The 12,554-nt window shown below is 65.6% G+C and carries 12 protein-coding genes; 8 read left to right on the forward strand and 4 right to left on the reverse strand.

The features are described 5' to 3' along the window. Positions 1 to 22: 22 nt before the first annotated feature. From L0C21_RS16515 to L0C21_RS16525, 3 genes are read right to left on the reverse strand one after another with little or no spacing between them, the layout of a single operon-like run. Positions 23 to 613 (reverse strand): sensor histidine kinase, encoded by a 591-nt coding sequence (locus L0C21_RS16515; RefSeq protein WP_259279491.1) that lies wholly within the window; start codon positions 611 to 613, stop codon positions 23 to 25. Next, positions 589 to 1,356: a hypothetical protein gene (locus tag L0C21_RS16520; protein WP_259279492.1), complete on the reverse strand. Its 768-nt coding sequence runs from the start codon at positions 1,354 to 1,356 to the stop codon at positions 589 to 591. Before L0C21_RS16520 ends, L0C21_RS16515 begins: the two co-directional genes overlap by 25 nt. A gap of 2 nt (positions 1,357 to 1,358) precedes the next feature. After that, positions 1,359 to 2,027, reverse strand: a complete 669-nt coding sequence (locus L0C21_RS16525; protein WP_259279493.1) for a response regulator — start codon at positions 2,025 to 2,027, stop codon at positions 1,359 to 1,361. Between the two features lie 81 nt (positions 2,028 to 2,108). Between L0C21_RS16525 and L0C21_RS16530 the strand changes: the two genes are divergently transcribed. Beyond that, positions 2,109 to 3,137 (forward strand): alpha/beta fold hydrolase, encoded by a 1,029-nt coding sequence (locus tag L0C21_RS16530; protein WP_259279494.1) that lies wholly within the window; start codon positions 2,109 to 2,111, stop codon positions 3,135 to 3,137. Positions 3,138 to 3,243: 106 nt separating this feature from the next. Here the strand turns inward: L0C21_RS16530 and L0C21_RS16535 are convergent, their stop codons facing one another. After that, positions 3,244 to 4,542, reverse strand: coding sequence for a sugar MFS transporter (locus L0C21_RS16535; protein WP_259279495.1), 1,299 nt, complete (start codon positions 4,540 to 4,542; stop codon positions 3,244 to 3,246). 134 nt (positions 4,543 to 4,676) lie between these two features. Here L0C21_RS16535 and L0C21_RS16540 point away from each other — a divergent pair, with 134 nt between their 5' ends. From L0C21_RS16540 to L0C21_RS16570, 7 genes are all read left to right on the forward strand, one after another. Further along, positions 4,677 to 5,834 (forward strand): aldose epimerase family protein, encoded by a 1,158-nt coding sequence (locus L0C21_RS16540; RefSeq protein ID WP_374940278.1) that lies wholly within the window; start codon positions 4,677 to 4,679, stop codon positions 5,832 to 5,834. Positions 5,835 to 5,908: 74 nt separating this feature from the next. Continuing rightward, on the forward strand, positions 5,909 to 7,027 hold the full coding sequence (locus L0C21_RS16545) for an ABC transporter ATP-binding protein (RefSeq protein ID WP_259279496.1): 1,119 nt from the start codon (positions 5,909 to 5,911) through the stop codon (positions 7,025 to 7,027). Positions 7,028 to 7,037: 10 nt separating this feature from the next. Next, the gene (locus L0C21_RS16550; RefSeq protein WP_259279497.1) at positions 7,038 to 7,940 is read left to right on the forward strand and encodes a carbohydrate ABC transporter permease; all 903 of its coding nucleotides are present in this window, start codon (positions 7,038 to 7,040) and stop codon (positions 7,938 to 7,940) included. Next, on the forward strand, positions 7,937 to 8,767 hold the full coding sequence (locus L0C21_RS16555; protein WP_259279498.1) for a carbohydrate ABC transporter permease: 831 nt from the start codon (positions 7,937 to 7,939) through the stop codon (positions 8,765 to 8,767). The genes L0C21_RS16550 and L0C21_RS16555 overlap by 4 nt, the downstream gene beginning before the upstream one ends. Beyond that, the gene (locus L0C21_RS16560; RefSeq protein WP_259279499.1) at positions 8,764 to 10,089 is read left to right on the forward strand and encodes an extracellular solute-binding protein; all 1,326 of its coding nucleotides are present in this window, start codon (positions 8,764 to 8,766) and stop codon (positions 10,087 to 10,089) included. Before L0C21_RS16555 ends, L0C21_RS16560 begins: the two co-directional genes overlap by 4 nt. Before the next feature lie 39 nt (positions 10,090 to 10,128). Then, positions 10,129 to 11,685 carry an arabinosylfuranosidase ArfA gene (gene arfA / locus L0C21_RS16565; RefSeq protein ID WP_259279500.1) on the forward strand — a complete coding sequence of 519 codons (1,557 nt, stop codon included), beginning with the start codon at positions 10,129 to 10,131 and terminating at the stop codon, positions 11,683 to 11,685. Between the two features lie 75 nt (positions 11,686 to 11,760). Next, positions 11,761 to 12,537, forward strand: coding sequence for a FadR/GntR family transcriptional regulator (locus tag L0C21_RS16570; protein WP_259279553.1), 777 nt, complete (start codon positions 11,761 to 11,763; stop codon positions 12,535 to 12,537). The last annotated feature ends 17 nt before the right edge of the window (positions 12,538 to 12,554 follow it).

Raw genomic sequence — 12,554 nt, forward strand, 5'->3', positions numbered from 1 at the left:
GAACCCTGACAAGCTGCGCCTTTTAACGATGGGCGCTGCGAAACCGCAGGATAACGCGGGTGCCGCCTTCGGGCCGGCCCACCAGCAGGACTGCACCGCCATGCGCCTCCATGGTGCGGCGGACGATGAACAGCCCCAGCCCCGCGCCAGGCCCGCGCGCATCGCCGCGCTTATAGGGCTCGAACAGTTGCTCCCGCACGTCAGGGGCGATGCCCGGCCCGTTATCCGCCACTATCAGTTCCGGCCCCGGCCCGGCGATCACCTGCACCGTGCCGCCCGCAGGCGAGGCGCGCACCGCATTTTCCAGGATGTTGAGCAGCGCGGCGCCGATGGCGGTGGCATCGCCGATGACCGGCACCGGCCCCTCGCCTTCCAGAACCAGGGTTATCTCGCGCCCCATGGCGATAGGGGCGTAGCGCCCCACCACTTCGGCGGCGATGTCGGCAAGGTCCGCCCGCTCCGTGCCGTCGAGCCGCAGCGCCCCGGCCCGGGCGGAGGCGAGCAGCTGATCGATGCGGCGGGAGAGCGCCGCCACGTCGCCGCGAAGCCGCCCGGCCACCGGGCCTTCCAGCCGCTCCAGCTCCAGCGTCATGATGGCGAGCGGCGTTCGCAATTCATGCGCCACCTCGCCCGCGAAGGCCTGCTGCTCGGCCAGCTGAGTCTCCAGCGCCGCGATGCCCCGGTTGACGGCCCTGACCAGACTGAGCGCCTCAAGGGGCAGACCGGCTTCCGACAGGCGCCGCCCGCGCTGCTGGGGATCAAGCGCGCGCGCCTCGCGCGCCGCCCGCTTGAGCCCGGCGAGGCTCCCCGGATGGCGAGCACGCCGACGAGATACATCAGCACGATGACGGGAAGCGTGGGGAACAGGGCCGTCTCCAGCACCTCCGCCACCAGGATGTTGAGCGGGTAGACGCCGGGGCGGAAGTGGACTTCCGCCAGGATGATGAGCAGCGCGCCATCGCGCGTCCGCATTCGCCGCGCGCCCAGCCAGCGGTTGCCACCGGCATGCTCGTCCACCAGGAAGATTTCATGGATACGCCGCACCTGCCGCAACAGGTCAGGCTTCACCGTCAGGTCGCCATCAACGCGGGCCCCTGCCGGATTGACAATGGCATAGCGCACAGCCGCGAAATCATAACGTTCGGGGTGAAAGTCATCGATGGTGCCGTCCGGCTGCAAGCGGGCGCCGAGAGCATCCAGCACCCATTCAACCGCATCCTCCTCCAGTTCGCCGATTTCGTCGGGGGTCTGGTAGCTCCACACCGCCCAGACGGACTGGATGGCAACGGCGATCACCGCCGCCAGCGCCAGCTGACGGGCGACCCGCTGGGCCAGGGTGGAGATGCGGCGCGCCATTCTCAGGCTTCCAGAAAATAGCCGACGCCCCGCACCGCATGAATGCGCGCGCCGGACCCCGCCTGCTGCAACTGGCGACGCAGGCGCGAGACCACGGCATCGATGGCGTTGGGGGTGACATCCTGCTCGGCATCGTAAAGGGCATCGTCGATGGCCGCGCGCGGCACGGTGCGCCCGGCCCGGCGCAGCAGCAATTCGAGCAGGGTCAGCTCCCGCCGGGCGAGCGCGACCGGTTTTCCGGCAACCTCCGCGCTGCGGGAGGCGGTGTCGAAGCGGATATCCCCCACCTCGATGATGGAGGCAAGGTAGGTCTCCGGCCGGCGCAGGAGCGCGCGCACGCGGGCCACCAGCTCGGGCATGGCAAAGGGCTTCACCAGAAAATCATCCGCCCCCAAATTCAGGCCGCGCACCCGATCATCAAGCCCGTTGCGGGCCGAGACCACCAGCACGGGGATCGTCTGCCCGTCCCGCCGCAGGGCGCGGATGAAGGTCTCGCCGTCCTCGTCGGGCAGGCCGAGATCAAGCACCACAAGATCGTAGCCATAGCTGGCGAGCAGGTCACGGGCCGCTTCCGCCTGCCCCGCCCAGTCGACGGTGAACCCGGCATCCCGCAGCCCCCCGGCCATCAGGGCCGCCAAGCGGTCATTGTCTTCCACCAGCAGCAGCCGCATGATGGCGCCTCTTTCTTCCTGGCCTCTCTTGCACCTGCTATGCGGTCAGCAGCCTGACTGCAAGCTGACGGAGACCTTCCCATGCCGCAACATCTTGCCGCCGCCCTGCTGCTCGCCCCTGCAATCGCCATTCTCGCCAGCGCTGCCCCCGCGGTTGCCGACACGCCCGCCTACGGCCCCAGGCTGGAGGGGTTCGACTACCCCTACCCGGTGGAGCGCTTCGCCTTCTCCTCCCAGGGGCAAAAGCTGGAAATGGCGTTCATGGATATCGCCCCCGCCGGGCAGGCCAACGGCCGCACGGTGGTGCTGCTGCACGGCAAGAACTTCTGCGGCGCGACGTGGGAGGCAACGATCAAAACGCTCACCACCTCGGGCTACCGGGTGATCGCGCCGGACCAGATCGGCTTCTGCAAGTCATCGAAGCCTGAGCGCTACCAGTTCAGCTTCAACCAGCTGGCCGCCAACACGCAGGCGCTGCTGAAGGCGCGGGGCGTGGGAAAGGCTGTGATCGTGGGCCACTCCATGGGCGGGATGCTGGCCGCCCGCTTCGCGCTGGCCTACCCCGAGACGACGGAGCAGCTGGTGCTGGTCAATCCCATCGGGCTGGAGGACTGGCAGGCCGAAGGCGTGCCCTACGCCACGGTGGACCAGAATTACGCAAACGAGCTGAAAACCAGCTTCGAGAGCATCAAGGCCTACCAGATGCGCTTCTACTACCACGGCAACTGGAAGCCGGAGTACGACCGGTGGGTCAATATGCTGGCGGGCATGTACCGCGGACCCGGCCAGCAGCAGGTGGCGTGGAGCCAGGCGCTGACCACCGACATGCTGTTCACCCAGCCGGTGGTGCATGAGTTCGGCCGCATCAAGGCCCCGACCTTGCTGCTGATCGGCGGGCTCGACCGCACCGCGCCGGGGGCCAGCCGTGCCCCGCAAGAGGTGGCCGAGCGGCTGGGCAACTATCCGGCGCTGGCGCGCCGCGCGGCAGAGACCATTCCCGACGCCACGCTGGTAGAGTTCCCGGACCTCGGCCACTCCCCGCAGGTGGAAGCGCCCGACCGGTTCCATGCGGCGCTGCTCAAAGGGCTGGCGGCCCTCACCCGCAGGTAAGCAAAAAGGGCGCGGCCAGCTGACCGCGCCCTTCCCTGAAGCCAAGGGAGTGGAGACCCGCCGTGCCTTCCCGCCCAAGAGGTGGGAAAGGTGGGCGGTTGTCGTGTTACGCCTTGTCCAGGCTATGCTCCTCAAGAGCATGGGTCGGCTTGGAACCCCAGAGCGCATAGAACAGCACGTAGAGTTCGCACACCGCCGGCAACAGGAACGAGGCCTGCAGGCCGAAGTGGTCGGCCAGCCAGCCCTGCGCGATGACCAGCGCGCCGCCCGCGATCGCCATGATGAGGAGGCCCGAGCCTTCCTCGGTGAGCGGGCCAAGGCCGCGAATGCCGAGGGTGAAGATGGTCGGGAACATGATGGAGTGGAACAGGCCGACGCTGATGAGCGACCACATGGCCAGCTTGCCCGAACCGAAGGCGGTGATGAGCATGACGATGAAGGCGCCGATGCTCGCCCAGGCCAGCACGGTTTCCGGCTTGACGCTTCGCATGATGTAGCTGCCGAGGAACCGGCCCACCATCATGCCGCCCCACAGCAGGAAGAGGTAGTGGGAGGCTTCGGCATGGCTGAGATTGCCGATCTCAGGCGACGAGACGAAGTTGATGAACAGGTTGGAGACGCCGATTTCGGCAATCAGGTAGATGAAGATGGCCGGAATGCCGAACACCAGGTTGCGGTGCTTCCACAGCGAGAGCGACTGGCGCTCTTCAGCCGCTGCGCGGCGCGACGACGGCGCGAAATCCGGCAGCTTGAAGCGCGCGATGATGATGGCGATGACGGCCAGCACCACGGCGATGAGGATGTAGGGCAGCTGCACCGACTGGGCATCGGCCAGACGCTCGGCGGCGGTGAGGGTCGCCTCGCCGCCCTCGGCCGAGCCGGAGGCGCTGCGGGCGAGGATGAGATACCCGCCGAACAGCGGGGCCAGCGTCGTCCCCATGGAGTTGAACGCCTGGACGAGGTTCAGGCGCGAGGATGCGGTCTCAGCCGGACCGACCACCGCCACATACGGGTTGGCCGCCACCTGCAGGATGGTGATGCCCGAGGCGATGATGAACAGCGCCGACAGGAAGAACGGATAGGACGGAATCTGCGAGGCCGGCAGCATCAGCAGCGCGCCGACCGCCATGGTGAGGAGGCCAGCGACCATGGCCTTCTTGTAGCCGATGCGCTCGATGAGTTTGGCCGCCGGCAGCGAGGCGACGAAATAGGCGATAAACCACACCGATTCGATGAGGGTGGTCTGGGTGTAGCTCAGCTCGAAAACCGAGCGCAGGTGAGGCAACAGCGTGTTGTTGAGGACTGTCGCGAAGCCCCACATGAAAAACAAACTTGCGAGCAAAATCAAAGCGGCGCGGTAGGTCGACCCTCCGCTGGCGCCTTGCTCGCTATTAACTGTGGTCATTCCAGGAACCACTGGCATATTCTACTTCTCCCCAATCCCTTGCGCTGTGCGGGGTTGCATTTCTTTTAATTGTCTGAGTAAATGCTGTTGAAGCGCGAGTCAACGAACCGTGCACGGGGAGAAAGACAAGAATTATGGCAAATCGCAATGCCCTCGCCGCTCCGATCATGCTTGGAGCCATGCTCATGACCTTTTCTGGACAGGCCATCGGCGCAGAAGCTGCGCGCGCACCCTTCGGCAAGATTTCAACGGGCGAGGCCATCGAGGCCATCACGCTCAAGAACAAGAACGGCGTCTCCGCCAGCATCATCACCTATGGCGCGACCCTGCAGTCGCTGATCGCGCCGGGCCGCGACGGCAAGATGGCCGATATCGCGCTGGGTTTTAAGGATGCCGCCGCCTACGAGAAGAACGCTAGCTATTTCGGCGCCTCCGTCGGCCGCTATGCGAACCGCATCGGCAAGGGCAAGTTCACCATCGACGGCAAGTCCTACCAGCTGGCGCTGAACGACAATGGCGTTGCTGCCCTGCACGGCGGCCCCAAGGGCTTCGACAAGCGGGTGTGGAAGGTGCTGGACGTGAAGAGCGGCCCGGTTGCCAGCGTCACCTTCGGCTACACCAGCCCGGACGGCGAGGAAGGCTATCCCGGCACGCTGACCGTAACCGCCACCTATTCGCTCGATGAGAACAACCAGCTGACCATCGACTACCGCGCCAAGACGGATAAGCCGACCATCGTCAACCTCACCAATCACGCCCTGTTCAACATGGCGGGTGAAGGCTCGCCCGAAGGCGCGATGGGCAATGTGCTCACCATCCCGGCGGATTACATCACGCCGGTGGACGCGGAGCTGATTCCGACCGGCGAACTGCGGCCGGTTGAAGGCACGCCGTTCGATTTCCGCAAGCCGCGCGTGGTCGGCAAGGACATCCGCGACGCCAGCGACCCCCAGATCGTGGTCGGCCGCGGCTATGACCACAACTTCGTGCTGAACGGCAAGTCGTCGGGCGATGAGATGCACCTGGCCGGGCGGCTGGAAGATCCGGCCTCGGGCCGCGTGCTGGAAGTGCTGACCAACCAGCCGGGCGTGCAGTTCTATGCCGGTAACTTCATCGACGGCACGATGATCGGCAAGAGCAACCACATCTACCGCCAGGGCGATGGCATCGCGCTTGAGCCGCAGGTGTTCCCAGACTCGCCGAACAAGCCGAACTTCCCCAACGCCCGCCTCAATCCGGGCCAGGAGTATCACCACAAGATGGCCTTCCGCCTCACGACCTCGGCGCGCTAAGCGCCACCCCATAGCGCTGGCCGCCGTCTTCCGCGGCGGCGGCCAGCGTGAAGCTTTGAGGAGGGGAGGACTCAATGGCTTCGGTCGAGCTACGCAATATCGTGAAGCGCTTCGGCGGCAACACGGTCATCGACAACCTGTCGCTGACCGTCGCCTCCGGCGAATTCCTGGTGATCCTCGGCCCCTCGGGTTGCGGCAAATCCACCCTGCTCCGCATGATCGCGGGGCTTGAGACCATCGACGGCGGTGAAATCCGCATTGGGGACGAACGGGTCGATACCCTGCCGCCGGGCGAGCGCGGCGTCGCCATGGTCTTCCAGCACTATGCCCTCTACCCGCACATGAGCGTGCGCGAGAACATGGCCTTTGGCCTGCGGAACGTGGGCGTCGATAAGGCCGAGATCGGCCGGCGCATCGAAAACGCCGCCGCCATGCTGGAAATCGGCCAGCTGCTGGACCGCCGCCCCACCCAGCTTTCGGGCGGCCAGCGTCAGCGCGTCGCCATCGGCCGGGCCATCGTCAAGGAGCCCAGGCTGTTCCTGTTCGACGAGCCGCTCTCCAACCTCGATGCCGCGCTGCGCGGGCGCACCCGTGTGGAACTGGCCCGCCTGCACCAGCGCATGGCCTCCACCATGGTGTTCGTCACCCACGACCAGATCGAGGCGATGACGCTGGCGGACCGCATCGTGCTGATGAATGCCCAGAAGATCGAGCAGATCGGCACGCCCATGGAGATCTACGACCGGCCGGCAACCGAGTTCGTCGCCTGCTTCGTCGGCACGCCCAAAATCAACCTCATTCCGGTCTCCATCGCCGCTGATGGCATGCGCCCGCTGACCCTGACGCTGGGCGACGGCGCAAAGATAACCGCCGGGTTCAACCCGGCCCGCCTGCCTTCCACCACCTCCTACCGGCTGGGCGTGCGCGCCGAGCAGATTATGGTGACCGCGCCGGAAGCAGGCGACACCCGCGGCCAGGTGGAAGTGGTGGAGCGGCTGGGCGACCGCACGCTTCTCTACGTGAAACTGGCGGACGGCACCTCCGTGGTGGCAGAGGACGCCGCCGCGAGCCGCGCCGTTGAAGGCGATGCGGTGGGCCTTGGCTTCCGCAATGCGCGCCTGCACCTGTTCGAGGAAAACGGCCGCGCCCACCATGCGGACAGCCTTGAACCGGCAGCCGCCTGCCATGCCTGAGGCGCTCGCCATGCCCCGTCCCGCAACCGTTCCGGCCATCGCCCGGAAGGCTTTTGCAGGCGAGTGGAAGAACCTGCTGTTCGTCCTCCCCTTCCTTGCCGTTTATCTTGCACTTCTCGTTTACCCCTTGCTGCAGGGCATCGGGCTCAGCCTGTTCAAGGCGGACCTGTTCGGCGTCGAACGGTTTGTGGGCCTTCACAATTTCGCGCGGCTGGTGGGAGACAAGGTGTTCCTCGGCACCGTGCTCAACACCCTCTCCTTCGTGGTGCTGACCGTGCCGGCCCTCACCATCATCGGCCTGCTGCTGGCCCTGGCGCTGAACCGGGAAACCCGCCTTTCGGCTATCTTGCGGGCGGTTTTCTTTTCCTCGACGGTGCTTTCGGTCACCATCGTCGCCCTCATCTGGCGCATGGTGTTCATTCCCGAAGGCGGCATGATCGCCGAGGTGCGGGAGATGTTCGGCGCGGGGCCGATCAATTTCCTCAACAACGAGACTCTCGCCCTGCCCGCCATCGCCATCACCACCATCTGGTGGTGCATCGGCCTGCCGATGATGCTGTTTCTGGCGGCGCTCCAGCAGGTGCCGCGCGACATCTATGAAGCCGCCGCGCTCGACAACGCCGGGCCGTGGCGCACGCTCTGGAACATCACCCTGCCCTCCATCCGCCGCACGGTGTTTCTCGTCATCGTCATTCAGGTCATCCTGCAGTTCCAGCTGTTCGGGCAGGCGCAGCTGATGACGCTGGGCGGGCCCAACAACGCCTCGCGGCCGATCGTGCTGTTCATCTACGAGACCGGCTTCCGTCGTTGGGACTTGGGCTATGCGGCCGCCGCCTCGCAGGTGCTGTTCCTGATGATCCTCATTGCCGCCATCGCCCAGTTCACTATCGGCCGCAAGGAGCAGGGCCGATGATGACGGGCTACCGCGCAACCCGGAGCATCGGCACCGTGCTCGTCATTCTGGCGGCGGTGCTGATGCTGCTGCCCATGCTGTGGGTGCTCGGCCTGTCATTGAAGCCCAACGCGGAGCTGATGGCGGATACCAGCTCCGTCTTCCGTGCGCCCTACACGCTGGAGAACTACGCCGCCATCATCGGCAGCTCGGGCGTGTTCCGCTGGGTGTTCAACAGCCTCGTCGTCTCAGCAGGCATGACGGCAGGCGTGCTGATCCTCTCCTCGCTGGCGGGCTATGGCTTCGCGCGGCTGGAGTTTCCGGGCAGGAACTGGCTGTTCGTGTTCGTGCTGATGGGCCTTGCCATTCCGGAACAGGCGGTGCTGCTCGCCCGGCATCAGATGTTCAGCGCCATTGACCTGCACAACACCTACGGGGCGCTCATCCTGCCCGGCCTTTCGGTGCCCTTCGGCGTATTCCTGATGACCCAGTATTTCCGCGCCATCCCGAGGGAACTGGACGAGGCGGCGCTGCTGGACGGGGCCTCGCGCTTCCAGATTTTCTGGAAGGTGCTGCTGCCGCTCACCATCCCGGCGCAGGCAACGCTCGGCATCTTCACCTTCATCACCGCCTGGAACGACTACTGGTGGCCGCTCATCTCCGCCACCAAGCGGGAGATGTTCACCTTGACCGTGGGCATTGCCTCCTCGCAAGTGAATTTCGCGCAAACCGAAGGGCTCGGCTACCTCATGGCGCAGGCGGTATTCGCCGGGCTGCCCATCCTGCTCGTCTACCTGTTCTTCCAGAAATACGTGGTGCAGGCAGTGGCGGGAGCGGCCGGGCGATGAAACCTGTCCTTCGCCTTGTGGCCGCCCTTGCGCTCCTGCTGCCCGCCGCCTGCTCGGACGGAACGCCCGACGGCAAGACGGAAATCACCCTGCAACGGGTGTTCGGTTCATGCGAGGCTGAGTTCGGCGGCGTGACCGACGTTGCCGCGGCCGACGACGAATGCGGCATCATCACCACGCTCATCAACCGGTTCGAGGCGGAAAACCCGGATATCCACGTGCGGGTGAACACGGTCTACTGGCCGGGCTATGACCAGCTGACCGCCCAGCTTGCCGCCAACGACGAGCCGGATCTGGTTACCATGCACGCCTCGGTCATCCCGGACTACCAGGCGCGCGGGCTTTTGGAGCCGCTGGACGGCGCGCTGCGCGAGGCAGGCATCGACCCCGCGCGCTTCAGCCCGGCTGCCCGGCAGGCCGTCACCATCGATGGCGCAATCTACGGCCTGCCGTTCGACAGCTGGTCGATGCTGTGGCACATCAACATGGGGCTGTTCAGGAAAGCGGGACTGGTGCAGGCGGACGGCCAGCCGATCCTGCCGCGCACCCCGGAGGAGTTGCTGGCGCAGGCCGAGCAGTTCAAACGCGCCACCGGCAAGCCCTATTTCGTGCAGATCATGGCCAACGAATATGCGGCCTTTGCCCGGAACTTCTATACCGGCCTGATGCAGCAGGGCGCCGAGCCATTCACCGACGCCCGCCACATAAAACTGCAAACGCCCGAAGCCCGGCGGGTGCTGGAGCTGTACCGCGAGATCTACCGGCGCGACCTCACCACCCGGAACCAGGACTATTCAGCGGCGACCGCCTCCTTCCTCAACGGCGGCGGCGGCGTGTTTTTGACCGGCACGTGGATGGTGAGCACGTTCGACGCGGAGACGAAGAAAACGGACCGCCCGCTTTCCGGCGGCTATGCGGTGCGCCCCTACCCTCAGCTGTTCGGCGGGCCGGACGTGACCTTCATCGACGGCCACAACTGGGTGATGCCGGTCAACAAGCACCGCACCTCGGCGCAGCGCGCGGCTGCGCTGCGCCTGATGCGTTTCCTGGCCGAGCACGACGGCGACTGGGCGCGCACCGGCCACCTGCCGGTGTTCCGCGATATTCTATTGAGCCCGGAGTTCCGTGCCCTGCCGCACCGGGAGGCCTACGCCCGCATTGCCGAAACCGGCGCAACCCTGCCCCGCAGCATCCGCCGGCAATACCCGATCGAGAACATTATCGGCGAGGAAACCGCCGCCGCCATTACCGGCCAGAAATCCATTGACCGGGCGCTCAGGGACGCCGAGCACCGCATCAACGAACTCCTCGCCAACCTCTAGACCCTAGCCCTGCCCCGACTGCGTTAAGGAAGACCACCGATGCTGAAGTCCCATGTTATTGCCGACCGCGATTTCGTTTTGAGCGAACTCGACCGGCGCATTTTCGGCAGCTTCGTCGAGCACATGGGCCGCTGCGTCTATGGCGGCATCTATGAGCCGGGCCACCCGACGGCGGACGCGCGCGGCTTCCGGCAGGACGTGGCGGCGCTGACCCGCGAGCTGGGCGTGACGGTGGCGCGCTATCCGGGCGGCAATTTCCTCTCCGGCTACAATTGGGAAGATGGCGTCGGCCCCAAGGACAAGCGGCCGGTGCGGCTGGACCTCGCCTGGGGTTCGACCGAGACCAACGAATTCGGCACCAACGAATTTATCGACTGGTGCCGGCAGACCAACATCGAGCCGATGTTCGGCGTTAACCTCGGCACGCGCGGTCCCGCCGAAGCCGCCGCGTTCCTTGAATATTGCAACCATCCGGGCGGCACCTACTGGTCCGACCTGCGCCGCGCCCACGGCTATGAACAGCCGCACAACATTCGCCTGTGGTGCCTTGGCAACGAGATGGACGGCCCGTGGCAGACCGGCCAGAAGACCGCCTACGAATATGGCCGCATCGCCAAGGAAACCGCCAAGGTGATGCGCGGGGTGGGCGATGACATGCTCACCTTCAACCCGGACGGCAGCCTGCAAATGGCTCGCCAGAACCTGGAGCTGGCCGCCTGCGGCTCCTCTCACCGGGACATGAAGACCTACGCCGCGTGGGAATATGAGATGCTGGACCTGTGCTTCGAGCAGGTGGACCTCATCTCGCTGCACCAGTATTTCCGCAACGATGCGGACGACATTCGCAGCTTCCTCACCCACATCGACCAGCTGGACAGCTTCATCCGTGAAGTGGCGGCGATTGCGGACGCGGTGGCGGCCAAGCGCCGCTCGAACAAACGGGTCATGCTGTCCGTGGACGAATGGAATGTCTGGTACAAGGCGCATGCGCCTTCGGATCTCAAGCAGCCGGGCTGGCCCAAGGCCCCGCCGCTTCTGGAGGAGATCTACAATTTTGAGGATGCGCTGGTGGTGGGCGGCGCGCTCCTCACCATGCTCAACAACGCCGACCGGGTAAAAGTGGCGTGCCTTGCCCAGCTGGTGAATGTGCTCGGCGCGATCTTCACCGAAACCGGCGGCCCGGCCTGGCGGCAGACCATCTTCCACCCCTTCGCCCTCACCTCCCGCTATGCCCGCGGCGAGGTGCTGAGCGCCCGGGTGAAGACGGATGCCTACGCGACCGACAAGGTGGCGGACGCGCCGCTGCTCGTCTCCTCCGTTGTGCACGATGCGGCAACCGGCCAAGTCACCGTGTTTGCGCTCAACCGCAGCACGGACCAGGCGATGGACCTGACGGCGGAGCTGCGCGGCTTCGGCCCACGCCGCATCGCACAGGCGCTTGAGCTGCACGACGCGGACCTAAAGGCGGTCAACAGCAAGGCTGAGCCGGACCGGATCGCGCCCAAGACCCATGGCGATGCGCGGCTCGACGGCGCAAATCTGCGGGCCACGCTGAAGCCATTGTCCTGGAACGTATTTGTGACGCAGCGTGCTTGAGACTAAAGGTTTCCATCCAACTTGGGGCAAGCTATAGTTGCGTCAACACCCGGATAACAATAACAAAGGGCTATGATGGGGATTACACGCAACTCAGATGGGGGTCTTGATGTGCGTGCGCGGCGCAGGCAGCTGCGCCTGCACGGCATGGTGGCACGGGATCTCGGTATCCTGATCGTCTCGGGCCGGTACAAGCCGGGCGATATTCTCGACAATGAAATCGAAGCAAGCGATCGCCTGAACGTCTCCCGCACCGCCTACCGCGAGGCCGTGCGTATTCTGGCCGCCAAGGGACTGGTGGAGAGCCGCCCCAAGACCGGCACGCGCGTCAGCCCGCGCGAGAAATGGCACATGCTCGACCCCGACGTGCTGTCGTGGATTTTCAAGCATGAGCCGGACGAACATCTGCTGCGTAGCCTGTTCGAACTCCGCAAGGTGGTAGAACCGGAAGCGGCGGCCTTCGCCGCCCGGCGCCGCACCGAGGCCCAGGTGGAGGCCATGCACCAGGCGCTCGAGGGCATGGCGGAGCATAGCCTGGCGACCGAAGAAGGCCGCGCCGCCGACCAGCAATTTCACGCCGCGCTGCTGGATGCCACAGGCAACCCCTTTCTGGTGACGCTGACCAGCAGCGTGAGCGCCGCTATCACCTGGACGACGATCTTCAAGCAGCGCAACCGGCCGCTGCCGCGCGACCCGGTGCCGGATCACCGCAAGGTACTGGATGCCATCGCCGCCGGCGACCCGCAGGCCGCCCATGAAGCCATGGTGCATCTGATCGACATGGCGTTCCTCGACACCATCGGCACGCCCCAGACCAAGGCGCGCGCCAGGAAACGCCAGGCGGCAGGCTAGAAATCCGCCGCGAACCC

The organism is Pedomonas mirosovicensis, from assembly GCF_022569295.1.
Taxonomy (GTDB): domain Bacteria; phylum Pseudomonadota; class Alphaproteobacteria; order Sphingomonadales; family Sphingomonadaceae; genus Pedomonas; species Pedomonas mirosovicensis.